The organism is Methyloversatilis universalis FAM5, assembly GCF_000214035.2.
Taxonomy (GTDB): domain Bacteria; phylum Pseudomonadota; class Gammaproteobacteria; order Burkholderiales; family Rhodocyclaceae; genus Methyloversatilis; species Methyloversatilis universalis.
The window spans coordinates 266,185-290,130 of the sequence record NZ_AFHG01000057.1; the positions used below are offsets into that span (position 1 = coordinate 266,185).

At 68.0% G+C, this 23,946-nt stretch carries 22 protein-coding genes; 5 read left to right on the plus strand and 17 right to left on the minus strand.

Features of this window, described 5'->3' with window-relative positions:
* Positions 1-48: 48 nt before the first annotated feature.
* Complete coding sequence (gene gcvP, locus METUNV1_RS16900; protein WP_008063894.1) at positions 49-2,964, minus strand: aminomethyl-transferring glycine dehydrogenase; 2,916 nt, start codon at positions 2,962-2,964, stop codon at positions 49-51.
* 132 nt (positions 2,965-3,096) lie between these two features.
* Positions 3,097-4,224, minus strand: coding sequence for a glycine cleavage system aminomethyltransferase GcvT (gene gcvT, locus METUNV1_RS16905; protein ID WP_008063897.1), 1,128 nt, complete (start codon positions 4,222-4,224; stop codon positions 3,097-3,099).
* Positions 4,225-4,496: 272 nt separating this feature from the next.
* Here gcvT and METUNV1_RS16910 point away from each other — a divergent pair, with 272 nt between their 5' ends.
* From METUNV1_RS16910 to METUNV1_RS16920, 3 genes are read left to right on the plus strand one after another with little or no spacing between them, the layout of a single operon-like run.
* The gene (locus tag METUNV1_RS16910; RefSeq protein WP_008063899.1) at positions 4,497-5,150 is read left to right on the plus strand and encodes a protein-L-isoaspartate O-methyltransferase family protein; all 654 of its coding nucleotides are present in this window, start codon (positions 4,497-4,499) and stop codon (positions 5,148-5,150) included.
* Between the two features lie 10 nt (positions 5,151-5,160).
* Complete coding sequence (locus tag METUNV1_RS16915; RefSeq protein ID WP_008063901.1) at positions 5,161-5,484, plus strand: rhodanese-like domain-containing protein; 324 nt, start codon at positions 5,161-5,163, stop codon at positions 5,482-5,484.
* A gap of 18 nt (positions 5,485-5,502) precedes the next feature.
* Positions 5,503-6,831 carry a TolC family outer membrane protein gene (locus METUNV1_RS16920; protein WP_008063903.1) on the plus strand — a complete coding sequence of 443 codons (1,329 nt, stop codon included), beginning with the start codon at positions 5,503-5,505 and terminating at the stop codon, positions 6,829-6,831.
* Between the two features lie 38 nt (positions 6,832-6,869).
* On the opposite strand, the gene METUNV1_RS16925 is transcribed toward METUNV1_RS16920, so the two are convergent.
* From METUNV1_RS16925 to METUNV1_RS16940, 4 genes are all read right to left on the minus strand, one after another.
* Positions 6,870-7,331, minus strand: coding sequence for a VOC family protein (locus METUNV1_RS16925; RefSeq protein WP_008063905.1), 462 nt, complete (start codon positions 7,329-7,331; stop codon positions 6,870-6,872).
* Entirely contained in the window at positions 7,328-8,146 is an 819-nt protein-coding gene (gene lgt / locus METUNV1_RS16930) for a prolipoprotein diacylglyceryl transferase (RefSeq protein WP_008063907.1), read from the minus strand. The genes METUNV1_RS16925 and lgt overlap by 4 nt, the downstream gene beginning before the upstream one ends.
* Before the next feature lie 76 nt (positions 8,147-8,222).
* Positions 8,223-8,858: a DUF4124 domain-containing protein gene (locus METUNV1_RS16935; RefSeq protein WP_008063908.1), complete on the minus strand. Its 636-nt coding sequence runs from the start codon at positions 8,856-8,858 to the stop codon at positions 8,223-8,225.
* Positions 8,859-8,940: 82 nt separating this feature from the next.
* Positions 8,941-9,630 carry a YggS family pyridoxal phosphate-dependent enzyme gene (locus METUNV1_RS16940; protein WP_043360179.1) on the minus strand — a complete coding sequence of 230 codons (690 nt, stop codon included), beginning with the start codon at positions 9,628-9,630 and terminating at the stop codon, positions 8,941-8,943.
* 87 nt (positions 9,631-9,717) lie between these two features.
* Here METUNV1_RS16940 and METUNV1_RS16945 point away from each other — a divergent pair, with 87 nt between their 5' ends.
* Both METUNV1_RS16945 and METUNV1_RS16950 read left to right on the plus strand, forming a co-directional pair.
* Positions 9,718-10,761, plus strand: coding sequence for a type IV pilus twitching motility protein PilT (locus METUNV1_RS16945; RefSeq protein ID WP_008063910.1), 1,044 nt, complete (start codon positions 9,718-9,720; stop codon positions 10,759-10,761).
* A gap of 48 nt (positions 10,762-10,809) precedes the next feature.
* Positions 10,810-11,940, plus strand: a complete 1,131-nt coding sequence (locus METUNV1_RS16950) for a PilT/PilU family type 4a pilus ATPase (RefSeq protein ID WP_008063911.1) — start codon at positions 10,810-10,812, stop codon at positions 11,938-11,940.
* A 174-nt stretch (positions 11,941-12,114) separates the two neighbouring features.
* On the opposite strand, the gene METUNV1_RS16955 is transcribed toward METUNV1_RS16950, so the two are convergent.
* From METUNV1_RS16955 to ureG, 11 genes are all read right to left on the minus strand, one after another.
* Positions 12,115-12,540, minus strand: a complete 426-nt coding sequence (locus METUNV1_RS16955; RefSeq protein WP_232416303.1) for a universal stress protein — start codon at positions 12,538-12,540, stop codon at positions 12,115-12,117.
* A gap of 112 nt (positions 12,541-12,652) precedes the next feature.
* Complete coding sequence (locus tag METUNV1_RS16960) at positions 12,653-12,868, minus strand: hypothetical protein (protein ID WP_008063913.1); 216 nt, start codon at positions 12,866-12,868, stop codon at positions 12,653-12,655.
* Entirely contained in the window at positions 12,865-14,061 is a 1,197-nt protein-coding gene (locus METUNV1_RS16965; RefSeq protein WP_008063914.1) for a multidrug effflux MFS transporter, read from the minus strand. Before METUNV1_RS16965 ends, METUNV1_RS16960 begins: the two co-directional genes overlap by 4 nt.
* Positions 14,058-14,465: a hypothetical protein gene (locus METUNV1_RS16970; protein ID WP_008063915.1), complete on the minus strand. Its 408-nt coding sequence runs from the start codon at positions 14,463-14,465 to the stop codon at positions 14,058-14,060. Before METUNV1_RS16970 ends, METUNV1_RS16965 begins: the two co-directional genes overlap by 4 nt.
* Positions 14,466-14,481: 16 nt before the next feature.
* On the minus strand, positions 14,482-15,321 hold the full coding sequence (gene metF, locus METUNV1_RS16975; protein WP_008063916.1) for a methylenetetrahydrofolate reductase [NAD(P)H]: 840 nt from the start codon (positions 15,319-15,321) through the stop codon (positions 14,482-14,484).
* Positions 15,314-16,090, minus strand: coding sequence for a TlyA family RNA methyltransferase (locus tag METUNV1_RS16980; protein ID WP_008063917.1), 777 nt, complete (start codon positions 16,088-16,090; stop codon positions 15,314-15,316). Before METUNV1_RS16980 ends, metF begins: the two co-directional genes overlap by 8 nt.
* A 257-nt stretch (positions 16,091-16,347) precedes the next feature.
* Positions 16,348-18,531 carry a primosomal protein N' gene (locus METUNV1_RS16985; protein ID WP_043360181.1) on the minus strand — a complete coding sequence of 728 codons (2,184 nt, stop codon included), beginning with the start codon at positions 18,529-18,531 and terminating at the stop codon, positions 16,348-16,350.
* Positions 18,532-18,893: 362 nt separating this feature from the next.
* Positions 18,894-19,961, minus strand: coding sequence for a uroporphyrinogen decarboxylase (hemE, locus tag METUNV1_RS16990; protein ID WP_008063920.1), 1,068 nt, complete (start codon positions 19,959-19,961; stop codon positions 18,894-18,896).
* Between the two features lie 75 nt (positions 19,962-20,036).
* Positions 20,037-21,482: a TrkH family potassium uptake protein gene (locus METUNV1_RS16995; protein ID WP_008063921.1), complete on the minus strand. Its 1,446-nt coding sequence runs from the start codon at positions 21,480-21,482 to the stop codon at positions 20,037-20,039.
* Complete coding sequence (trkA, locus tag METUNV1_RS17000) at positions 21,482-22,909, minus strand: Trk system potassium transporter TrkA (RefSeq protein WP_043360214.1); 1,428 nt, start codon at positions 22,907-22,909, stop codon at positions 21,482-21,484. The genes METUNV1_RS16995 and trkA overlap by 1 nt, the downstream gene beginning before the upstream one ends.
* Positions 22,910-22,990: 81 nt before the next feature.
* Positions 22,991-23,617, minus strand: coding sequence for an urease accessory protein UreG (gene ureG, locus METUNV1_RS17005; protein WP_043360183.1), 627 nt, complete (start codon positions 23,615-23,617; stop codon positions 22,991-22,993).
* Positions 23,618-23,946: the final 329 nt, after the last annotated feature.

Sequence of the window (23,946 nt, forward strand, 5' to 3'; positions counted from 1 at the left end):
CAAGGTGCCATCCGGCTGCAATGCCGCGCCGGCCTGCCGGGTGACCGCCTACCCTGCGCGGGCGTAGTCCGAAAGCGGCGGGCAGGTGCAGATCAGGTTGCGGTCGCCCGCCACGTTGTCCACCCGCGCCACCGGCGGCCAGTACTTGTCGCGGTCCACCGATTCGCTCGGGAAGAAGGCGGCGCGACGGCTGTAGGGCCGCGTCCATTCATCCGCGATCAGCAGCTCGTGCGTGTGCGGCGCGTGCTTGAGCAGATTGTTCTCGCGGTCGGCACGGCCGGCCTCGATGTCGGCGATCTCGGCGCGGATGGCGATCATCGCGTCGCAGAAGCGGTCGATCTCGGCGCGGTTCTCGCTCTCGGTCGGCTCGATCATCAGCGTGCCGGCCACCGGGAAGGACACGGTCGGCGCGTGGAAGCCGTAGTCCATCAGCCGCTTGGCCACGTCTTCCACGGTGACGCCGCTGGCGTCCTTCAGCGGCCGCAGATCGACGATGCACTCGTGCGCGACCCGGCCGTGCTTGCCGGTGTAGAGCACCGGGTAGTACGGCGAAAGCTTCTGCGCAATGTAGTTGGCGTTCAGTATCGCCACCTGGGTCGCGCGCTTCAGGCCGGCCGCGCCCATCAGCGCGATGTAGGCCCACACGATGGGCAGGATGCTGGCCGAACCCCAGGGCGCCGCGGACACGGTACCGATGGTGCCGGCCGGGCCGGCCACCGGATTCACGCCCTGCACCACCGGGTGGTCCGGCAGGAAGGGCGCGAGGTGCGGCGCCACGCCGATCGGGCCCATGCCCGGGCCGCCGCCGCCGTGCGGAATGCAGAAGGTCTTGTGCAGGTTCAGGTGGCACACGTCGAAGCCGATGTCGCCCGGACGCACCAGACCCACCATGGCGTTCATGTTGGCGCCGTCCATGTAGACCTGGCCGCCGTGCGCGTGGATCAGCGCGCAGATGTCGCGCACGCCTTCCTCGAACACGCCGTGGGTGGACGGATAGGTCATCATCAGCGCGGCCAGACGGTCGGCGTGCTGTGCCGCCTTGGCCTTCAGGTCGGCGAAGTCGACATTGCCCAGCGTGTCGCAGGCGACGACGACGACTTCCATGCCGGCCAGCACCGCGCTCGCCGGATTGGTGCCGTGCGCCGACGCCGGGATCAGGCACACGTTGCGGTGACCTTCGCCGCGGGTCTGGTGGTACTTGCGTATCACCAGCAGGCCGGCGTACTCACCCTGCGAGCCGGCATTCGGCTGGAAGGACATCGCCGCGAAGCCGGTGATTTCGCACAGCCGCTCTTCCAGTTCCTCGAACAGCTGCTGGTAGCCCTGCGCCTGTTCCAGCGGCACGAAGGGGTGGAGTGCCGCGAACAGCCGGTAGGTGACCGGCGTCATTTCGGTGGTGGAGTTCAGCTTCATCGTGCACGAGCCGAGCGGAATCATCGAGCGGTCGAGTGCGATGTCACGCGCGGCCAGCCGGCGCATGTAGCGCATCATTTCGGTTTCCGAGTGATAGCGCTGGAACACCGGATGGGTGAGGATGGCCGACTCGCGGCGCAGTCCGTCCGGAATGCAGTCGGCCACCAGGGTGTCCATCTCGGCCAGGTCGAGCACGCTGTCGGCGCGGGTGGCGAAACAGCCGAGCAGCCGCTTCAGTTCGCTGCGGCGCGACGTTTCGTCGAAGGCCGCCGACAGCCGGTCGGCGTCGATCACGTGCATGTTGAAGCCGGCTTCGCGCGCCCGTGCCGCAATGCGGCGGGCGATGCCCGGGACGCGCACCTGCACGGTATCGAAGAAGGCGTCGTGTACCACCTCGAAGCCCAGGTCGCGCAGGCCGCGGGCGAACAGCACCGCCATCCGGTGCACCCGCTCGGCGATCGTGCGCAGGCCCTTGGGGCCGTGATACACCGCGTAGAAGGAGGCGATCACCGCCAGCAGCACCTGCGCGGTGCAGATGTTGCTGTTCGCCTTCTCGCGGCGGATGTGCTGTTCGCGGGTCTGCAGCGCCATGCGCAGCGCCGGCTTGCCCTGTGCGTCGGTCGATACGCCGATGATGCGGCCCGGCATCTGCCGCTTGTGTTCGTCGCGGCAGGCGAAGAAGGCGGCGTGCGGGCCGCCGTAGCCCATCGGCACGCCGAAGCGCTGGGCGCTGCCGAACACGATGTCGGCGCCACCGCCCGCGTCGCCCATCGCGCCCGGTTCCTTCAGCAGCACCAGCGCCAGCGGGTCGGCCGCCACCGCGGACAGCGCACCGGTGGCGCGCGCCGCGGCAATCACCGGCGACGGATCGCGCAGCCGGCCGCTCGAGCCCGGATAGCTCACCAGTACGCCGAAGTATTCATCTTCGATGCCGGCCCACGGATCGCCCACCACCACCTCGATGCCCAGCGGTTCGGCGCGGGTGCGCACCACGGCCAGCGTCTGCGGATGGGTGTCTGCATCGACCACGAAACGCGGCGTCTTCACCTTGGAAATGCGGTGCGCCATGGTCATCGCCTCGGCCGCGGCGGTGGCCTCGTCCAGCAGCGAGGCATTGGCCACCGGCAGGCCGGTCAGGTCGATCACCATCTGCTGGAAGTTCAGCAGCGCTTCCAGCCGTCCCTGGGAAATCTCGGCCTGGTAAGGCGTGTAGGCGGTGTACCAGCTCGGGTTTTCAAGCACGTTGCGCTTGATGACATTGGGCGTAATGGTGTCGTAGTAGCCCATGCCGATCAGGCTGGTGTGCAGTTCGTTGCGCGCGAACATGCGGCGCAGCGCGTCATCGACCACGCGTTCGGAACGCGGCGCCGGCAGGTTCAGCGGTGCGTCGAGCTGGATGTCGGCGGGAATGGTCTGGGCGATCAGCTCGTCCAGGCTGGCGACGTCGAGTGCGGCCAGCATGACCGCGAGGTCGCGTTCGTCCGGGCCGATGTGCCGGCGGATGAAATCGCCGCGGTCTTCCAGTGCTTCGAGGGAGGGACGCTTGTCCATGGTTCAACAGTCCTTTCCGGGTCGCTTTTGGCGCACCCTGTTTGAAGGTACCGGTCCGATGTCATGTCGACGTCGTGACCGGAGTCGAGGTTCAGCGTTTGAAGCTGGGTGTCTGCGATGCGTTCTGCGTATCTATCTGCGATAGCGGTTGGGTACGAATGGAAAGGCGGTGAGGGCGGCCGCCACTTTCTGGCCGCGCGAGTCGATGAACAGCGGCGTGCCGGCGTCCTTTGCCGCACGGGCGATCGAGGCCATCGCGATCGGCCGGCCCAGCGTCGGGCTGTGGTTGCCGCTGGTGATGACGCCCAGTTCGCGGCCTTCCGCATCGACGATGCGGGCGCCGGCCCGCTGCGGCGCGCGGCCGTCCGGCAGCAGCGCGACACGCACCTTTGCCGGCGGCGCGGCGAATTCGGCCAGGATGATGTCCGCGCCGGGAAAGCCGCCCGCGCGCGGGCCGCCGTGACGGCGCGCCGGCGCGACCGCCCAGCCTATCGAGGCGGACACCGGCGTCGTGCCGTCATCAATGTCGTTGCCGTACAGGCACATGCCGGCTTCCAGCCGCAGCGTGTCGCGCGCGCCGAGGCCGATCCAGCGCACCTGCGGGTGTTCGAGCAGGCGCGCGGCGAAGGCCGGGGCCGCGGCGGCCGGCAGCGAAATTTCGAAGCCGTCCTCGCCGGTGTAGCCAGAACGGCTGAGCCGCAGCCCGCCGGCAACCGCGTCCGGGTACTCACGCACGTCGAGAAAGCGCAGACCGGCCACATCGGCCAGCGGCTGCAGCACCGCTTCGGCCTGCGGGCCCTGCAGCGCCAGCAGCGCACGGTCTTCATGCAGCGTCACGCTGCAGTCGGCGCCCGGCGGGTGGGCGGCGAACTGCGCCTGCACCTGGGCCAGACGGGCGGCGTTGCACACCACATGGAACACCGGCCCGACCTTCTGGATCATCAGGTCGTCGATGATGCCGCCGGCGTCATTGGTCAGCAGCGCATAGGTCTGGCGGCCGTCAGGCAGCGCGACCAGGTCGGCGGTGGTGAGCGATTCCAGCCAGGCGCAGGCGCCCGGACCGGACACTTCGATCTGCCCCATATGGGACACGTCGAACAGGCCGGCGTGGGTGCGGGTGTGGAGATGTTCCTGCAGGATGCCCGGTACGTACTGGATGGGCATGTCCCAGCCGGCGAAGGTGACCATCTTGGCGCCGGCGGCGAGGTGCAGCGGGTGGAGCGGGGTGCGGCGCAGCGCCGCGGTGTTCGGGGTGTCCATTTCGGAATCCTTTCCAGCGCCGCAGCCGGAGGGTGACCGGTGAAGCGCATTGTGCCGGCACGCCGGGTGGGCGGGCCGAGGGCGCGCATGATGCCATGCAATAGACCACGGAATGGCGAGACGGTTGTGTCCCTGTTGCATCCGGACGACGCCGGCCCTGTGCCGGCCGCCGGTACAGACCGGGCGGACACCGGAGCGGGCAGGCGATCCAGGTCAAGCCGCTGATGCACTGCGTCACGGTACAATCGCGGCTTCTTTGAGGGGATGGACACATGGATATCGAACAGGCGCGCTTCAATATGGTTGAACAGCAGATCCGGCCGTGGGATGTGCTGGAGCAGGAGGTGCTCGACCTGCTGTTCGTCGTGAAGCGCGAAACCTTCGTGCCGGCGCCGCTGCGCCAGCTCGCCTTCGTCGATACCGCGATTCCGCTGGGCCACGGCGCCGCCATGCTCGAACCCAAGATCGAGGCACGCGTGCTTCAGGAGCTGAAGCTGAAAAGCACCGACACCGTGCTCGAGATCGGTACCGGTTCCGGCTACATGGCGGCGCTGCTCGGTGCCCGTGCGAGCCAGGTGACGACGGTGGAGATCGAACCGGCGCTGGCCGACATGGCCCGCCAGAATCTGGCGGCCGCCGGCGCGCTGAACGTGCGGGTCGAGGTCGGTGACGCGGCGCAGGGCTGGCCGACGCACGCGCCGTACGACGTCATCGTGGTGTCCGGCGCGCTGCCGGTGCTGCCGCAGGAGCTGGTTGCCCAGCTGCGTCCGGGCGGCCGCATGGTCGCCTTCATCGGCGAAGCGCCGGTCATGAACTGCGTGCTGGTGAAGCTGAACGCAGACGGCACCCAGTCGCAGGAAACGCTGTTCGAAACCGTGGTGCCGACGCTGCGCAACGCGCGTGGCGGCCAGCGCTTCGTCTTCTGAGGACGCCGCCATGCAGCAGTTGTCGGTGACCGACCTGGCCGCCTGGCTTGCCGATGGCAGCCGTGAACAGCCCCAGGTCCTGGATGTGCGTGAAGAGCAGGAATGGGCCATCTGCCGCATCGAGGGCAGCCAGCTCATGCCGATGAACACCGTGCCGTCGCGGCTGCAGGATCTCGATCCGGAGCGGCCGCTGGTGTGCGTCTGCCACCACGGCGGCCGTTCGATGCAGGTCGCCATCTTTCTCGAGCGCAATGGTTTTCCCGACATCTACAACCTGAGCGGCGGGGTGGATGCCTGGGCGCTCGAGGTCGATCCCAAGATGGCGCGCTACTGACCGGGCACACGATCCGCCATGCGTTTTCCGAACAAGGCCCTGCTGCTGGCGCTGGGGCTGGCGGGCGCGCTGTCGCCGGCCGTACATGCCGCTGACAGCCTCATCGACGTGGCGCGCGCCGCGCTGGCCAACGACGCCCAGTTCCAGGCGGCCCGCGCACAGCGCGAAGCCAGCGCCGAAAAGCTGCCACAGGCACGCGCCGGTCTGCTGCCCAGCGTCACGCTAAACGGCACCACCCAGTGGAATGATGTCGAGGTGCGGGCGCCGGTCGATCGCACCACCCAGTACAACTCGCACAACTTCGGCGTGCAGCTCACCCAGCCGCTGTTCCGCTGGGGCAACTGGGTGCAGTTCGAACAGGGCAGGCTGCAGGTGGCGGCCGCCGACGCCCAGCTCGCGCTGGCACGGCAGGACGTGCTGCTGCGTGCCGCCCAGGCCTATTTCGACCTGCTCTACGCGCAGGATGTGCTCACCTCCATCCTGGCGCAGAAGATCGCCGCCGCCGAACAGCTGGAACTGGCGCGGCGCAGCTTCGAAGTGGGTACGGTCACGATTACTGACGTGCACGAGGCGCAGTCGCGCTTCGATCTTGCCGGTGCGCAGGAAATCGCGGCGCGCAGCGACATCGAGGTGAAGCGGCACGCGCTGGCGGTGATCACCGGCCGGGTGCCGGACGCGCTGCGCGGCCTGCGGCCGGACGTGATCGTGTCGCTGCCGCAGCCGGCCCGGATGGAAGACTGGGTCGAGCGCGCGCAGACCGAAAGCCTGTCGGTGCTGGCGCAGCAGGCCAATCAGGAGATCGCCCGGCGCGAGATAGAGCGCCAGCGCGCAGGTCATTACCCCTCGGTCGATCTGGTGGCCACCTATGGCCAGAACAAGACGGTGATCACCTTCGCCGGGGCGCCGCTGAACAATGAAACCACCACCGGCACGGTCGGCGTGCAGGTGTCGGTGCCGCTGTTCCAGGGCCTGGGGCAGGAGTCGCGCGTGCGGGAATCCGCGCATCTGCTCGACCGCGCCAGCGCCGATCTGGATTTCGCGCGTCGCAGCTCGGCGCAGCAGGCGCGTCAGGCCTGGCTGGGCGTGGCCAACGGCATCGCCCAGACCGCCGCACTGCGTGCCGCCCAGGTATCGTCGCAGTCCTCGCTGGACGCCAACAGGCTGGGGTACGAGGTCGGTGTGCGCATCAACATCGATGTGCTGAATGCCCAGCAGCAGCTCTATCTGACCCGTCGGGATCTGGCGAAAGCGCGCTACGACACGCTGCTGGCGCAGCTGCGGCTCAAGGCCGCCGCCGGCCAGCTGGCCGAACCCGAAATCGAGGCGGTGAACGGCCTGCTCGAATAGCGCCGTTCGCCGGCTGCCGCCCCGGCGGGCGTGGTGGCTCAGCCCAGCGCCGCGATCACCTCGGGCGGTGCCTGCACCAGTTCGATCAGCACGCCTTCTCCGCTGAGCGGAAAGTCGCCATTGCCCTTGGGGTGGATGAACACGATGTCGTGACCGGCCGCGCCGCGGCGGATGCCGCCCGGCGTGAAGCGCATGCCCTGCGCGGTCAGCCATTCGACCGCCTTCGGCAGATCGTCCACCCACAGCCCGATGTGGTTCAGCGGCGGTTCGTCCACACGCGGCTTCTTCGCCGGATCCAGCGGCTGCATCAGGTCCACCTCGACCCGATGTGCGCCGCTGCCCAGCACCGCGATGTCCTCGACCACGTTTTCGCGCTCCGACGTGAAATCGCCTTCCAGACCGAGGCCGAACAGATCCACCCACAGGCGGCGCAGCTTCATCCGGTCCGGACCGCCGATGGCGATCTGCTGCAGGCCGAGGATGCGGAAAGGACGGCTCATGGGTTCACTCCTGTTGTGCGACGGTAAGACCGGATCATCATGACGATGCCGACGAGAATCATGGGCAGGCTCAGCCACTGGCCCATCGACAGCCCGCCGGCCAGCAGACCGAGGAAGTCGTCCGGCTCGCGGCCGAATTCGGCGAGGAAACGGAAGCCGCCGTAGCCGATCAGGAACATCGCGCTGACTGCGGCCAGCGGCCGCGGCCGGCGGGAGAACCACCACAGCAGCACGAACAGCCCCAGCCCCTCGCCAGCGAACTGGTAGAGCTGGGACGGGTGGCGCGGCAGCATGTCCACGGTCGGAAAAATCATGGCCCAGGGCACGTCGGTCACCCGGCCCACCAGTTCGGCATTCAGGAAATTGCCGATGCGGCCGGCGGCCAGTCCCAGCGGCACCAGCGGGGCGATGAAGTCGGTCAGCTGGAAGAAGCGCCAGTTGGCGCGGCGCGCGAACAGCGCGGCCGCGATCAGTACGCCGAGGAAGCCGCCGTGGAAGCTCATGCCGCCGGACCAGATGGCCGGAATCTCGGTCCAGTGTTCGAGGTAGTAGGCCGGCTTGTAGAACAGCACATAGCCCAGCCGGCCGCCGAGCACCACGCCCAGCACGCCGTAGAAGAGCAGGTCGTCGATCTGCTTCGCGTCCAGCGTAGCCACGCCCTGCGCCGCCAGCCGCTTCGCGTGGGCACGGCCCAGCAGCATGAAGGCGACGAAGGCGACCAGATACATGAGCCCGTACCAGCGCACGGCCAGCGGACCGAGTTCGAAGGCGATCGGGGAAATGGTGGGGTGGATCAGGTAATCGTGTACAGGCACGGCGGGCAGGGCAGGCGGGGGCCTGAAGTAGGAACACCAGCCGGACAGTTTACCGTCAAGCCGTCGGCCGGGTCGCTCAGCCGTTGCAGGGAATGGAAAACCGCTCGTCCATCAGGGCCTTGCGCTGTGCCCGGAAGTGCTCCAGTTCCGGAATGCCCAGCGGCTGCCGGGTGGCGGCGTCGATCCGGCGTACGGTTTCGTCGATCGCTGCGCAGCGGGCGTCGTGCGCGCGGGCCGGCGATGCGGCCGCGCTGCGCACCGGCTGGTTGGCCGCATGCCGGGCACGCTCCGCCTGCACCTGCGCCAGCTGTTCGGCATAGCTGCGGTCCGGCGACAGGCCGGCCGAGGCGGGTGCCACGGCCAGCGCTTCCGCCTGCGCGCCGCAGGGATGGTCCGCATAGACGGTACGGCCGTTCTCGCGACACCTGTAGATGCCGGAGGGCGCAGGGCCGGTTGTGGCGAGAGGGCGCTCCGGGAGCCGCTCCAGGCGGCGTGCGTCCGGCTTCGGCTGCGGCGTCAGGGCTGGGCCGGCCTGAGGCGATGGCGTCGTGCGCGGCGCTGCCGCCCGGACGTCGGGGCGCGGCGCAACCGGCGCGGGGGCCAGCAGCCTGCCCAGGCCGAGCAGCCCGCCGCCCACGATGAGCAGCGCGCCGACCAGTGACAGGGCCGACAGCAGCGTGTGTCTTTCCCCGGCGGGGCGGCGGCGTGCCATGGCGGACTCCGAGACGGATTCCGCCGGATTCTAGAACCCTGTCATTGAAATCCGGGGCACATCGTTCGCATGGACGAGCGGCTCATGCCCGGGCGCCGAACAGCGCGGTGCCCACCCGCACGATGGTCGCTCCTTCGGCGATGGCGGCTTCGAGGTCCTGCGACATGCCCATGGACAGCGTGTCCAGGTGGTGGCCGCGCGCGTTCAGATCGTCCATGAGCTGCCGCACATGTGCGAAGCGGCTGCGCTGGAGGGTGACGTCGTCGGTCGGTTCGGGGATGGCCATCAGGCCGCGCAGCACGAGGCGGGGCAGGGCGGCGACCGCGTCGGCCAGCGCCGGCAGTTCCGCCGGCGCGACGCCGCTCTTCGACTCTTCGCCGCTCACGTTCACCTGCAGACAGATGTTCAGCGGCGGCCGGTGCGGGTCGCGCTGTTCCGACAGCCTAGCCGCGATCTTCTCGCGGTCGATCGAGTGCACCCAGTCAAAGCAGCCGGCCACCGGGCGCGTCTTGTTGCTCTGGATCGGACCGATGAAATGCCATTCCAGCTCAAGACCGGCCGCTTCCAGCCGTTGAGCCTTGTCGCATCCTTCCTGCACGTAGTTCTCGCCGAAGGCGCGCTGCCCGGCAGCATGGGCGGCGATGATGTCGGCGTCCGGCTTGGTCTTGCTCACCGCCAGCAGCGTAATGCCGGCAGGGTCGCGGCCGCAGGCGCGGGCGGCTTGTTCGATACGGTGCCGAATTGCTTGCAGGTTGTCTGAAATGCTCATCATAATGCCCTGAATTTCTTCAAATTATAGGCGTGTCCGGCATGGCCGGAAGCGCGCCCCGGCTGCCCGCTCAACGTTTCCGAGGTCTCCATGGACATCACCGAACTGCTCGCGTTTTCCGTCAAGAACAAGGCGTCCGATCTTCACCTGTCCGCCGGTCTGCCGCCGATGATCCGGGTGCATGGGGATGTGCGCCGGATCAATCTGCCGCCGATGGAGCACAAGGACGTGCACGGCATGATCTACGACATCATGAACGACACCCAGCGCAAGGTGTATGAGGAGCACCTCGAGTGCGACTTCTCGTTCGCGGTGCCCAATCTGGCGCGCTTCCGGGTCAATGCCTTCGTGCAGAACCGCGGCGCGGGCGCGGTGTTCCGGACCATTCCGTCCAAGGTGCTCACGCTGGAGGACCTGAAGGCGCCGAAGATTTTCCAGGACATCGCGAACACGCCGCGCGGCATCGTGCTGGTGACCGGCCCGACCGGCTCCGGCAAGTCGACCACGCTGGCGGCGATGGTCGATTACATCAACGAGAACGAGTACGGCCACATCCTGACGGTCGAGGATCCGATCGAATTCGTGCATGAGTCCAAGCGCTGCCTGATCAACCAGCGCGAGGTCGGTCCGCACACGCTCAGTTTCTCGAACGCGCTGCGCTCGGCGCTGCGGGAGGATCCGGACGTGATCCTGGTGGGTGAAATGCGCGACCTCGAAACGATACGTCTGGCGCTGACCGCGGCCGAAACCGGCCACCTGGTGTTCGGCACGCTGCACACCTCCAGCGCCGCGAAAACCATCGACCGTATCGTCGACGTGTTCCCCGCGGAAGAGAAGGAAATGGTGCGGGCCATGCTGTCCGAATCGCTGCGCGCGGTCATTTCGCAGACGCTGCTGAAAACCAAGGACGGCAACGGTCGGGTGGCGGCTCATGAAATCATGGTCGGCTCGCCTGCGATCCGTAACCTGATCCGCGAGAACAAGATCGCGCAGATGTATTCCGCCATCCAGACCGGCCAGAGCATGGGCATGCAGACGCTGGACCAGAACCTCCAGGAACTGGTGCGCCGCAACGTCATTTCGCCGGCCGAAGCGCGCACCCGCGCGCAAAACAAGGACATGTTCGCAGGCTGAGCCCGCGCCGTCCCGCTACACTGAAAACCCGAGACGCGGAGAGCGCAGATGGAAAGAGATCAGGCCCTCAAATTCATGTACGACCTGCTGCGCCTGATGGTGACCAAGCGCGGGTCTGACCTGTTCGTGACCGCCGGCTTTCCGCCGGCGATCAAGGTGGATGGCCGCATCGTGCCGCAGTCCAACCAGTCGCTCACGCCGCAGCACACCGCCGAACTGGCGCGCGCCATCATGAATGACCGGCAGGCCGCCGAATTCGAGGCGACCAAGGAGTGCAATTTCGCGATCTCGCCGGCCGGCATCGGCCGCTTCCGGGTGAACGCCTTTGTGCAGCAGGGCAAGATAGGCTGCATCCTGCGCACCATCAACGCCAAGATTCCGACGCTGGACGAGCTGAACCTGCCGACCGTGCTGAAAGACGTGGCGATGACCAAGCGCGGCCTGGTCATCTTCGTCGGCGGCACCGGCACCGGCAAGACCACCTCGCTGGCGGCGCTGGTGGACTGGCGCAACACCCACAGCTACGGCCACATCATCACGATCGAGGACCCGATCGAGTATGTGCACGACCACAAGAACTGCGTGGTGACGCAGCGCGAGGTCGGGCTGGACACCGCGGACTGGGAAATCGCGCTGAAGAACACGCTGCGTCAGGCGCCGGACGTCATCCTGATGGGGGAGATCCGCGACCGCGAAACGATGGAGCACGCGATCCAGTTCGCCGAGACCGGCCACCTCTGCCTGGCCACGCTGCACGCCAACAGCTCCAACCAGGCGATCGACCGCATCATCAACTTCTTCCCGGAAAACAAGCGGGAACAGCTGCTGATGGATCTGTCGCTGAACCTGCGGGCGATGATTTCCCAGCGTCTGGTGCCGCTGAAGGAAGGCAAGGGCCGGGCGGCCGCGATCGAGGTGATGCTGAATTCGCCGCTGATTGCCGACCACATCTTCAAGGGCAATATCGGCGAGATCAAGGACGTGATGAAGCGCTCGCGCGAACTGGGCATGCAGACCTTCGACCAGGCGCTGTTCGACCTGTACGAAGCCGGCCGCATCAGCTACGAGGACGCGCTGCGCAACGCCGATTCGGTCAATGACCTGCGCCTGCAGATCAAGCTCAACAGCAAGGAAGCGCAGGACCGCAACCTGAACACCAGCGGGCTGGATCTGGTGTGAGGGCTGGCCGCTGACCTATGGCTGCGAACGGCGGATCGCACGGGCCGCATCGCGGCGGGGGCGCCGCTCCCTCAAATCCGGCTCCGTCTCTCTGACAGGCGCTGTGGGAGCGGCGCCCCCGCCGCGATTCAGGCCTTGAAACGCAGGAGTGGCTGCCGCTTCCGCCTATCGAGTTCAGCGCACCACCAGCACCGAACACGGCGCGTGGTGCAGCACGTTGGTGCTGACCGAACCCATCACGATGCGCTTGGCCAGGTTCAGGCCGCGGGTGCCGAGGATGATGAGGTCGGCTTTCTGTTCGATCGCTTCGTCGATCAGCGCATCGGCCGGCTCGCCCATCATGAGCTTGGTCTGCACGGTGCGACCGGCTGCAGCCAGTTCCTTGGCCATCTTCTGAAGCGCGTCGCGCGCCGCATCGATCTCTGACTGGTCCACCTCGACCGCGGTGCCGCGTATGCCCAGCGCCGGGCCGCGCACCACCGATACCAGGACCGCATCGACCGGCCCGCTCAGCAGTTTCAGCTGATCCACCGCCTTGTGGGCGTGTTCCGAACCGTCATAAGCCACCACCACCTTCATTGCGCTCTCCTCCGCGTGCATGGGCCGCGCACCTGCGCGGTCCAGTCATTATTCGGAGGCGCCATGCCATCCGGCAATGCTCAGGAAGGAGTAATCCCTATTGGGTATGGGGTCTTTGTGTGCCGGCGGCCGCTCAGCAGCCGCACTGGCGGATGACTGGGCGCACCGCCAGCAGCTCCAGCGTTTCGTCGATGCCGAGCCCGGATTCCAGCAGCGCGGCGCCGTCGAAGCACCACGACAGATCGGTGTTCGGTTCCAGCACCGCCTCGCCGGTCTGGCTGTCGAACACTTCGTGCAGCCAGAAATTGTGTTCGCTGCGGCTGCGGACCTGGTAGCGCTTCGCGCTCATGCCGCCGCCCGGTCGGGGTGCAGTGCGCGGTAGCGCAGCCAGGCCAGCCAGCCGGTCACCACGAAGGCCGCCATGCCGGCCGCCAGATGCAGCGGCTCGCCCCACAGCAGCGGCACCACCAGACCCGCGGCCGCGGTATTGGTGAGCGACTGCACGAAGGCCTGACAGGACGACACCATGCCGCGCGCGCGCGGGAACAGCTCCAGCGCCAGCAGTGACAGGATGGGCATGGCCAGCGCCTGGCCGATGTTGTACAGCGCCACCGGCAGCACCGCCCACGGCAGACTGGCCGGCACCAGCAGATTCATCACCACATTGATCAGCGCGGCCGCCAGCATGATGGTGTAGGCGATCTTCAGCTGGCGCTGCGGCGCCAGCTTGCCGGCCAGCCGGCGTGCCAGCCAGGAGCCGGTCATCATGCCGGCTACGGTCGGGCCGAACAGCCAGGCGAAACCCTGAGGCGATACGCCCAGGTGTTCCATCAGGAAGGTGGGCGCCGACATCACGTACAGGAAGAAGCCGGCGAAATTCATCGACACTGCCAGCACCAGCGCCTGCAGCGCCGGGTGGGCGTACATGTGCGCGTAGTCGCGCGCCAGCTTGACCGGATGCAGGCTGCGCCGGTGATCCGGGTCCAGCGTTTCCGGCAGCCGCACCAGACAGACCACCCACATCAGCGCCGAATAGGCGGCCAGGAACCAGAACACCGCGCGCCAGCCGGACAGCGCGAACACCCAGCCGCCGATGATGGGCGCGGCCGCCGGGGCCAGCGCGAACAGCAGCTGTATCGTGCTCATCAGCCGCTGCGCGTGGGCGCCGTCGAACAGGTCGCGCACGATGGCTCGGCCGACCACCATGCCGGCGCCGGCGCACATGCCCTGCAGCGCGCGGGCGATCCACAGGTGCTCGATCTGCGTCGCCAGCGCGCAGCCGACCGAGGTCAGGAAGAACATGACCAGCGACCACAGCACCACCCGCCGGCGGCCCAGCGCGTCGGCCAGCGCACCGTGCCACAGCGTCATCAGCGCGAAGAAGCCGAGGTAGATGGTGAGCGACTGCTGCACCTGCACCTTGGTCGCACCCAGTTCGGCGGCGATGGCCGGGAAGGCCGGCAGATAGGTGTCGATCGCGAACGGGCCGATGGCTGACAGCGCCGCCAGCACCATCGCGAGGCTGCGGGGCGAGCGGCTCACTGCGGCGCGACGGCCGGGGCGATCACCGGCGGCGGCGCGGCACGCTCGGCGTCCGGCAGCTCGACCACCCGCACTTCGCTGACGAAGTACTGGGTTTCGCCGAAGCAGGAGGTGGGCACGCCGATGTGCTGTTCATAGTGCAGCGACACCCGCTGGCCCATGCTTTCGTTCAGTTTGCGGGCCACTTCCGGGTCGCGCACCGAGAACTCGAATTTCTCGGTCAGCGTGCCGGGCATGGTGACCATGGCCAGTTCGCCTTCCCAGGTCTTGCACACCCAGCCCTTGTTGGAAAACTTCTGCACATAGCCGGCGCGCTCGCCGGTGGAATAGCTCCAGTTCAGCACGACCCAGGTGTAGCCGCCGAACAGCGCGATCAGCAGGGCGAGTACGGACACGATGCGCATGCGCTTCTCCCGCGGCTCAGAGGCCGAGCCGCTGCCAGATGGTCGAGGTGAGCCCGGCCTGGTTCAGCGTGTAGAAGTGCAGGCCGGGCGCGCCGCCGGCCAGCAGCCGTTCGCACAGCGTGGTCACCACGTCCAGGCCGTAGGCCTTGACCGAGGCGGCGTCGTCGCCGAAGCCTTCGAACTTGCGCTGCATCCAGCGCGGGATTTCCGCGCCGCAGGCTTCCGAGAAGCGCGCGATCTTCGAGAAATTGGCGATCGGCATGATGCCCGGGTAGATCGGCGCGTCCACGCCCATGGCGCGCGCGTCGTCGACGAAGGCGAAGTAGGCGTCGGTGTTGTAGAAGTACTGGGTGATGGCCGAGTCGGCGCCGGCCTTCATCTTGCGCACGAAGGCCTGCAGGTCCTTGGCGGCGCTGCGCGCCTGCGGATGCACTTCCGGGTAGGCCGCCACCTCGATGTGGAACCAGTCGCCGGTTTCCTCGCGCACGAATTCCACCAGTTCGTTGGCGTAGCGGAAATCGCCCGGATCGACCACGCCGGACGGCAGGTCGCCGCGCAGCGCCACCATGTGGTGGATGCCTTCTTCCTTGTAGCGCTCCAGCGTCTGCCGGATGTTGTCGCGGGTCGAGCCGATGCACGACAGGTGGGGCGCCGCGTTCAGACCCTCCGCCTTCATTTCGAGCACGGTTTCGAGCGTGCGGTCGCGGGTGGTGCCGCCGGCGCCGTAGGTGACCGAGAAGAAGGACGGATTGAGCTGGCGCAGCTGGCGGCGGGTCGCGCGCAGCTTTTCCGCCCCCTCTTCGGTGGCCGGCGGGAAGAATTCGACGCTGCAGATGCGCGTGGGGTTGTCAGTCATGGTGGTCGGTCGCGTCGCGCCGGGTCGCGTACAGGAAGAACTCGCGGTTGCCGTCGCCGCCCTTGATCGGGCTGTCGAAGTAATCCAGTGCGCTGAGACCGTTCGTTTCGGCAAACGTCCGCATGCGCACCTCCAGGGCCGGGTATTGTGCCGCATCGCGCACGATGCCGCCTTTCCCCAGTGCATCCGGGCCCAGTTCGAACTGCGGCTTGACCAGTGCGAGCACCCGTCCGCCGGGCGCCAGCAGCGCCGGCCACTGCGGCAGCAGCAGGGTGAGCGAAATGAAGCTGGCGTCGCACACGATGAGGTCGAAGCCGCCCGCCGCCTTATGTATACCGAGCGCGGCGGCATCCAGCGCGCGGGCGTTCAGGTGCTCGATGCACACCACGCGCGGATCGCCGCGCAGCCGCGGGTCCAGCTGGCCGTGGCCGACCTCCACCCCGACCACGCGGGCGGCGCCGCGCTGGATCAGGCAGTCGGTAAAGCCGCCGGTGCTCTGGCCGACGTCCAGGCAGGTCAGGCCGGCGACGTCCAGCCCGGCCCGGTCGAGCGCGCCGGCCAGCTTGAGCCCGCCGCGCGACACGTAGCGGTCGTCGTCCGACAGCTCGACCTGCAGTTCGGCGCTGTCCGGAATGTCCTGCGACGCCTTGCTGACCACGGCCCAGCCGGCCGCCGACGCGACGCGCACCCGCCCGGCCGCGATCAGGGTCTGGGCGACGGTGCGGGAACGGGCGAGGTTGCGGGCAACGAGTATCTGGTCAGCTCTCATGGCGGGTCGGCGGGGCAGGAGCGCGGATGTAAACCGAGAATGGCCGGCGTCGCAAGCGCGAAGGCGCGTTTTGCCGCAGGGCGGTCGGTACGACATTCTGTGGGAGCGGCACCCTGCCGCGATTGCGGCCTCAGAATGCAGACGTTGCGTGATCGAGTGCCCCATCGCTGCGAGGCACCGCTCCCACAGGGACTCCGGGCAACGGACAGAGCCGGTTTCGCGGGAGCGGCGCCTCGCCGCGACTACGGTCCGGCGACCTAGACCTCGACCGGATCCACATCCACATGCCAGCGCAGCCCGCGGGCGAGCCGCAGCCGGTACAGGTTGGCGATCCACGGCCGCAGCAGCGCGCGCAGCTGCGGGCGGCTGCGCGATTCCACCACCAGCTGGGCGCGTTCACGGTTGGCCCGCCTCACCATGCGCATCGGCACCACGTCGTACACCTGCACGCCCTCGACCTGCAGCGCCTGCGCGGCCCGGCGGGCGGCTTCGAGGAAGTCGAGCGCGGGCTGCAGTTCCGGCGCGTCGGCGCTCAGCATGAGCTGGAAGCCGTGCGGCGGCAGGCCGAGCAGCGCGCGTTCTTCCAGCTGGCTGCGCGCGAAGCCGTCGAAATCGTGCGCCTTCAGCGCGGCAAACAGCGGGTGTTCCGGCTGTGCGGTCTGGATCAGCACCTCGCCCGCGCTGTCACCGCGGCCGGCCCGGCCGCCCACCTGCATCAGCTGCGCGAACAGCCGCTCCTGGGCACGGAAGTCGGCGGCGTGCAGCGAGGCGTCGGCGCCGATCACGCCGACCAGCGTGATGCCCGGAAAGTCGTGGCCCTTGGCCAGCAGCTGGGTGCCGACCACCAGATCGACCTCGCCGCGGCGGATGCGGTCCAGCTGCTCCTGCCAGTGTTCGCGGCCGCGCACGCTGTCGCGGTCTATGCGCAGCAGCCGGGCCTGCGGAAAGCGGCTGGCCAGCGTTTCTTCCAGCCGCTGGGTGCCGCGGCCATAGCCCTGGATGTCCTGGTTGCCGCATTTCGGGCAGGCGTGCGGCACCGGCCCTTCGGCGCCGCAATGGTGGCAGCGCAGCCGGCGGTCGGCGGCGTGCAGCACCAGATTGGCGGTGCACTGGGTACAGCCGGCGGCCCAGCCGCAGGCCGGGCAGCTCAGCACCGGCGCGTAGCCGCGCCGGTTGATGAACAGCAGGGTCTGTTCGCCGCGCGCCAGACGGCTTTCGATCGCGCGCACCATGGGCTGGCTGAAGCCGTCGGTGGCGCGGAACACCCGGGTGTCGACCAGATGCACCTCCGGCAGCTTCGCTTCGCCGGCGCGGGCATTCAGCCGCAGCCAGCGGTAGCGGCCGTCGATCGCGTGGCGCAGGCTTTCCAGCGACGGCGTGGCGCTGCCCAGCACGATGGGGACGTTTTCATGGCGGGCGCGCCAGATCGCCACGTCGCGCGCCGAATAGCGCACGCCCTCGGTCTGGCGGAACGAGGGGTCGTGCTCTTCGTCGAGCACGATGCAGCCCAGCCGCGGCAGCGGCGCGAACACCGCCAGCCGGGTGCCGAGCAGGATGTCCGCTTCGCCCGACTGCGCTGCCGCCCAGGCCATCGCGCGGGCGCCGTCGCTCATTTCGCTGTGCATCACGTGCAGGCTGGCGCGCGGGAAGCGGGCGGCCACCCGGGCGTGCAGCTGCGGGGTCAGCGCGATTTCCGGCACCAGCAGCAGGCTCTGCCGGCCGGCGGCGATCTGGTCCTCGATCAGCCGCAGATAGACCTCGGTCTTGCCGCTGCCGGTCACGCCATGCAGCAGGCTGGCGGCAAAGCCGCTGTCGGCCTGCAGGGCCTCCAGCGCCGCCGCCTGGTCGGCGGTCAGCGTATGGGCGGTTTCGGCCGGCGCCTGCGGCAGGGCCAGTTCCACCCAGCCTTCGGCCAGCAGGCGCTCGAGCGCCGGTCCGGCGCGCGAGGACAGCGCCCGCAGTTCGGCTTCGTTCAGTTCGCCGGCGGCGTCCAGCGCCGCGATCAGTTTGCGGCCCACGTCGCGCGCCGGCAGCGAGGGGGCAGCCGCGTGACCGGCGGCGGTGGCGCGGAAGCGGCGGTGCGCGCGCTCCGCCCGGGTGGCGCTGATCGCGGGCGGGGCGGCCATGGCGGCTACCTCGCCGATCGGCTGCTGGTAATAGTCGGCGACGAATTCCACCAGCGCACGCCAGTTGCCGGGCAGCGGCGGCTGGCTGTCATCGCAGCCCACGAGCGGCCGGATCCGTGACGGATCGAGGTCCGAGCCGTCGCGCCAGCCCCAGGCGATGCCCCACAGTTCGCTGCGGCCGAAGGGCACGCGCACCCGCTGACCCGGTTCGACCGCCGGAAGACCGGACGCGTCGTAATCGAACAGGGCGGGGAGCGGTCGGGGCAGGGCGACCTGCAGCAGGCGGGCGGGTGGGTTTGCTGCGGTGCTTTCCAAGCCCGGAAGCGGGGTGTTAATGGATTCAGTGACTTGCGGCATGTCGTTCAACAAGACTGCTCGGTTGTGTCCGCAACGCACTCATCCGGCAAGGTTTTGAAAGCTCGAAAAGCTGTGGATAACTTTGTGGGAAACTTCGTCGCTATTCGTCACGGAGTCGACATGTACAGCGACCAAATTTTTCTCCGGGCGTCAAGACAAAAATAGTCCCTTGTTTTTCAGTGACTTGCTCCGCGGCGTCTTGTGGAGGACTGCGCCTTTGGCTTGTGGGCGGCCTGTGCGGCCGACTGTGCATAAGTCAACCCCCTCTGGCCGCCCGACTGTGCAAAAAACGGCCGGTGACGCCCGTCCGGCCCCGGTTTTCAGCCTGCGCGCAAGGCCCGGCTGTGACGGTGTACTTCGTCGACCAGCGCGGCCACGTGTTCCGGCGGCGTGTGCTGCGAAATGCCGTGTCCGAGGTTGAACACGTGACCCGGATGGTTGCCGTAGCTGTCGAGGATGCGGCGCGCTTCGCGGCGGATGCCCTCGGGCTGGGCAAACAGCGCGGTGGGGTCGAAATTGCCCTGCAGCGCCACCTTGTCGCCGACCCGCTGGCGGGCCAGTCCGATGTCGGTGGTCCAGTCCAGCCCGAGCGCGTCGGCGCCGGCTTCGGCCTGCGCTTCCAGCCACTGGCCGCCGCCCTTGGTAAACATGATGACCGGCACGCGCTGGCCGTCCTTCTCCCGCTTCAGGCCGGCGATGATGCGCTGCATGTAGGCCAGCGAGAACTCGCGATAGCCGTGCGCCGACAGTGCGCCGCCCCAGGAATCGAAAATCATCACCGCCTGCGCGCCCGCCTCGATCTGGGCGTTCAGGTAGTCGGTGACTGCCTTTGCCGTGACCGACAGCATGTGGTGCAGCAGTTCCGGACGGTCCAGCATCAGCGTCTTCAGGTGACGGTAGTCGTCCGAGGCGCCGCCTTCGACCATGTAGCAGGCCAGCGTCCACGGGCTGCCGGAAAAGCCGATCAGCGGCACCCGGCCATCCAGCGCGCGACGGATTTCGCTTACCGCATCAATCACATAGCCCAGTTCGGCCGTGGGGTCGGGGGCAGCCAGCGCGCGGATGGCTTCTTCCGAGCGCAGCGGGCGCTCGAATTTCGGGCCTTCGCCTTCGGCGAAATACAGGCCCAGACCCATCGCGTCCGGCACGGTCAGGATGTCGGAAAACAGGATGGCGGCGTCGAGCGGGAAACGGTCCAGCGGCTGCAGCGTCACTTCACAGGCCAAGGCCGGCGACTTGCACAGCTGCAGGAAGCTGCCGGCGCGGCGGCGGGTGGCGCAGTATTCCGGCAGGTAGCGGCCGGCCTGGCGCATCAGCCAGATCGGCGTGTAGTCGGTGGGCTGGCGCAGCAGCGCGCGCAGGAAGGTGTCGTTGCGGAGTGCGGACATGGGGAATCCTTGAAGTGCAGGGCGCAAGGATAGCCGATGCGCCTGCCGGTCAGTCCGGACAGGCGACGATCGGGCCTATTTGCGCCAGAAACCGGGGGTGAACAGGATGAGCACCGACATCACCTCCAGACGCCCGAGCAGCATGGTGAAGCTGCATACCCAGGTCTGGAAGTCGTTGAGGCCCTGGTAGTTGCCGGCCGGGCCGACCTCGCCGAGGCCGGGCCCGGCGTTGTTGATCATCGCGATGATGGCGGTGAAGGACGACAGGAAGTCCAGCCCCGACAGCAGCAGCACGAAGGTGAGCAGCACGATGCTCATGAAGTACAGGAAGATGAAGCCGAGCACCGACTGCGCCACCGGATCCGGCACGCAGGTGCGACCCACCTTGAGCGGCATCACCGCGTACGGGTGCACCAGCTTGACCAGATCGCGCCGCGCCTGGCTGAACAGGATGAGGGTGCGCACCATCTTGATGCCGCCGCCGGTGGAGCCGGAACTGGCGGTGACGCTGGACAGGAACAGCATCCACAGCGGCACGAACAGCGGCCATTGCGCGTAGTCGGTGCTGGCGAAGCCGCAGTCGGTGGCGATGGACACCAGGTTGAAGCTCACGTGGCGCAGCGCGGTCCAGTAGCTGTCGTAGGTGCCGGCATAGAGCAGGTAGCCGGCCAGCAGCACGCTGCTGCCGATGCAGGCGACCAGCACGCCGCGCACCTCGTAGTCCTGCGCGTACACCTTCAGCGAGCGGCCGCGGAAAGCCAGGAAGTGGGTGGCGAAATTCATGGCCGCCACCAGCATGAAGAAGGTGAGCACGCCTTCTATCCACGGCGAATCGAAGGCGCCGACGCTGGCGTCGCGGGTGGACAGGCCGCCCAGGCCCATCGCCGCGAAGGCATGGCACACCGCGTCGAACCAGCCCATGCCCGCCAGATGCAGCGCCAGCACGCACAGCACCGTGATGCCGAAATACACCAGATAGAGTGCCTTGGCGGTGTCGGCGATGCGGGCCGTGAGCTTGCCGTCCTTCATCGGCCCCGGCGTTTCCGCCTTGTACAGCTGGCTGCCGCCGACGCCCAGCAGCGGCAGGATGGCCACCGCGAACACGATGATGCCCATGCCGCCTATCCAGTTCAGCAGATGGCGCCACAGATTCACCGACGGCGGCGCGTGATCAAGCCCGGTCATCACGGTGGCGCCGGTGGTGGTCAGGCCGGACATGGTTTCGAAGAAGGCGTCGGTGAAGCTCATGTCCACCGACAGCATCAGCGGCACCGCGGCGATGGCCGACATGAGCACCCAGGACAGCGTGACCAGCAGGAAGCCGTCGCGCGGCTTCAGTTCGCGGATGTGGCGGCGGGTGGCGATGTAGAGCAGCAGGCCGCCGGCCGCGCTGATCGCCATGCTGTCGATGAAATGCCAGGTCATGCCGTCGCGGTACAGCAGCGAACAGAGGATGGGCGCGAGATAGGTCAGGCTGAACACCGCCTGCAGGCGGCCCAGCACATTGGCGACGTGCAGCATCAGAAAAAACCGAAGCCGACCTGGAACAGCCGCTCGACCCGCGCCACCACCCGCCGGTCGGCGCAGAACACGATCACGTGGTCGTCCGGTTCGATCACCGTGTCGTGGTGCGGCATGACCACCCGCTCCTCGGTTTCGTGCACGGTCACGTCGGACATCCGTGCCAGCACCTCGCGCTGGCTGCGGCGGACGATGGCGCCGATCATCGCGCCCTCCGGCAGCCGGATTTCATCCACCCGGCGGCCCACCACCTTGGAGGTCTTGCGGTCGCCGTGCGCCACCAGTTCCAGCGCCTCGGCCGCACCGCGCCGCAGGCTGTGCACCGCCGCCACGTCACCGCGCCGCACATGGGCCAGCAGCGAGCCGATGGACACCTGGGCCGGCGAGATGGCGATGTCGATGCGTCCGGCCTGCACCAGATCGGCGTAGGCGCGCCGGTTGATCAGCGCCACCACGCGATGGGCACCCATGCGCTTGGCCATCAGCGAGGACATGATGTTGTTCTCGTCATCATTGGTCAGCGCGAGATACAGGTCCATGTCATCGACGTTCTCCGCTTCGAGCAGCATTTCGTCGGTGGTGTCGCCCTGCAGCACCAGCGCGCTGTGCAGGTTGGAGGCGAGGAATTCGGCGCGCGGCCGGGCGTGCTCGATCAGCTTCACCTCGTACCGGTCTTCCAGCGATGCCGCCAGCCGGTAGCCGATGTTGCCGCCACCGGCGATCATGATGCGGCGCATCGGCTTGTCCAGCCGGCGCAGTTCGGCGGTGACCGCGCGCACATGCTCCGAGGCCGCCAGGCAGAACACCTCGTCGCCCGGTTCGATCACCGTGTCGCCGTCCGGCATGATGGCGGTGTCGTTGCGGTAGATGGCGACGATGCGTGCGTCGATGTCCGGCAGATGCTCGCGCAGCGCCTTGATCTGGCGGCCGACCAGCGGGCCGCCGCCGACCGCGCGCACCGCCACCAGCGACAGCCGCCCGCCGGCGAATTCGATCACCTGCAGCGCTTCCGGGAAGGCAATGAGCCGCTTGATGTAGTCGGTCACCTCCTGTTCCGGGCAGATCGAGAAATCGACCGCGAAATTGCTGTCGTCCAGCAGCTCCGGGTGCTCGGCGTAGTCCATCGAACGCAGCCGGGCGATGCGGGTGGGCAGGTTGTACAGCGTCTTCGCGATGCGGCAGGCGCACAGATTGGTCTGGTCGGACGCGGTGACCGCGATCAGCAGGTCGGCGTCGTCGGCGCCGGCCTGGGCCAGCACGTGCGGGCTGGCCGCATTGCCGACCACGGTGCGCAGGTCCAGCCTGTCCTGCATCGCCTGCAGGCGGGGGATGTCGGTATCGACCACAGTGATGTCGTTCGCTTCCGACACCAGGTTTTCCGCCACCGAGGAGCCGACCTGGCCGGCCCCGAGAATGATGATCTTCACGCCGCCATCCACTGGGAAAGGTGGCGCGAGTGTAGCCGCAAGCCCGGCCCGCGGCATGACCGGGATCAGGGCATGCGCCGTTCAGTGAGGGCCCAGCATGCCTTCGCGCTCGATGAAGGCAATGATGGCGTCCAGGTTGTGGCCGGTCTTCATGTTGGAAAACAGGAAGGGCCGCTCGCCGCGCATCTTCTTCGCGTCACGCTCCATCACGTCGAGCGAGGCGCCCACCATGGGTGCCAGATCGATCTTGTTGATGATGAGCAGGTCGGACTTGCAGATGCCGGGCCCGCCCTTGCGCGGAATCTTGTCGCCGGCCGCCACGTCGATCACGTACAGCGTGAGGTCGGACAGTTCCGGGCTGAAGGTGGCCGCCAGATTGTCGCCGCCGGATTCGATCAGGATGATCTGCAGCCCGGAAAAGCGGGCATTCAGCCGCGCCACCGCCTCGAGGTTGATCGACGCGTCCTCGCGTATCGCGGTGTGCGGGCAGCCGCCGGTCTCGACGCCGATGATGCGTTCCGGCGGCAGCGCCTCGTTGCGCACCAGGAACTGGGCGTCTTCTTCGGTGTAGATGTCGTTGGTGACTGCCGCGATGTTGTAGCGGTCGCGCAGCGCGCGGCACAGCGCCAGCGTCAGCGCGGTCTTGCCGGAGCCGACCGGGCCGCCGATGCCCACGCGCAGCGGCGGGCGGGGAGTGGATGCAGTCATGGTGTCAGCCTTTCATCGAAAATGCGGATGCGGATTGCGTGCCCTGGGCCTTGCCCCGGATTGTGGGAGCGGCGCCCCCGCCGCGATGCGGCGGTGGATCGGGCATCGGCGTGTGAACGGTGCCGCATCGCGACGGGGCGTCGCGCCCACCGGGTGCGGCACATGTTTGCGCACTTGGGTCGGGACTGTGGCCTGCCGGCGTTCATGCGAACCAGGCGGATCGCGCGCTCTGCAGCCTTGCCCGGATTGTGGGAGCGGCGCCCCCGCCGCGATGCGGCGGTGGATCGGGCATCGGCGTGCGACCTGGGCCGCATCGCGACGGGGCGTCG

Coding starts and splice junctions, on each gene's coding strand:
- gcvP (WP_008063894.1), bottom strand. CDS start 2,964: ATGGACAAGCGTCCCTCCCTCGAAGCACTGGAAGACCGCGGCGATTTC.
- gcvT (WP_008063897.1), bottom strand. CDS start 4,224: ATGGACACCCCGAACACCGCGGCGCTGCGCCGCACCCCGCTCCACCCG.
- METUNV1_RS16910 (WP_008063899.1), top strand. CDS start 4,497: ATGGATATCGAACAGGCGCGCTTCAATATGGTTGAACAGCAGATCCGG.
- METUNV1_RS16915 (WP_008063901.1), top strand. CDS start 5,161: ATGCAGCAGTTGTCGGTGACCGACCTGGCCGCCTGGCTTGCCGATGGC.
- METUNV1_RS16920 (WP_008063903.1), top strand. CDS start 5,503: ATGCGTTTTCCGAACAAGGCCCTGCTGCTGGCGCTGGGGCTGGCGGGC.
- METUNV1_RS16925 (WP_008063905.1), bottom strand. CDS start 7,331: ATGAGCCGTCCTTTCCGCATCCTCGGCCTGCAGCAGATCGCCATCGGC.
- METUNV1_RS16935 (WP_008063908.1), bottom strand. CDS start 8,858: ATGGCACGCCGCCGCCCCGCCGGGGAAAGACACACGCTGCTGTCGGCC.
- METUNV1_RS16940 (WP_043360179.1), bottom strand. CDS start 9,630: ATGATGAGCATTTCAGACAACCTGCAAGCAATTCGGCACCGTATCGAA.
- METUNV1_RS16945 (WP_008063910.1), top strand. CDS start 9,718: ATGGACATCACCGAACTGCTCGCGTTTTCCGTCAAGAACAAGGCGTCC.
- METUNV1_RS16950 (WP_008063911.1), top strand. CDS start 10,810: ATGGAAAGAGATCAGGCCCTCAAATTCATGTACGACCTGCTGCGCCTG.
- METUNV1_RS16955 (WP_232416303.1), bottom strand. CDS start 12,540: ATGCACGCGGAGGAGAGCGCAATGAAGGTGGTGGTGGCTTATGACGGT.
- METUNV1_RS16960 (WP_008063913.1), bottom strand. CDS start 12,868: ATGAGCGCGAAGCGCTACCAGGTCCGCAGCCGCAGCGAACACAATTTC.
- METUNV1_RS16970 (WP_008063915.1), bottom strand. CDS start 14,465: ATGCGCATCGTGTCCGTACTCGCCCTGCTGATCGCGCTGTTCGGCGGC.
- metF (WP_008063916.1), bottom strand. CDS start 15,321: ATGACTGACAACCCCACGCGCATCTGCAGCGTCGAATTCTTCCCGCCG.
- METUNV1_RS16980 (WP_008063917.1), bottom strand. CDS start 16,090: ATGAGAGCTGACCAGATACTCGTTGCCCGCAACCTCGCCCGTTCCCGC.
- hemE (WP_008063920.1), bottom strand. CDS start 19,961: ATGTCCGCACTCCGCAACGACACCTTCCTGCGCGCGCTGCTGCGCCAG.
- METUNV1_RS16995 (WP_008063921.1), bottom strand. CDS start 21,482: ATGCTGCACGTCGCCAATGTGCTGGGCCGCCTGCAGGCGGTGTTCAGC.
- ureG (WP_043360183.1), bottom strand. CDS start 23,617: ATGACTGCATCCACTCCCCGCCCGCCGCTGCGCGTGGGCATCGGCGGC.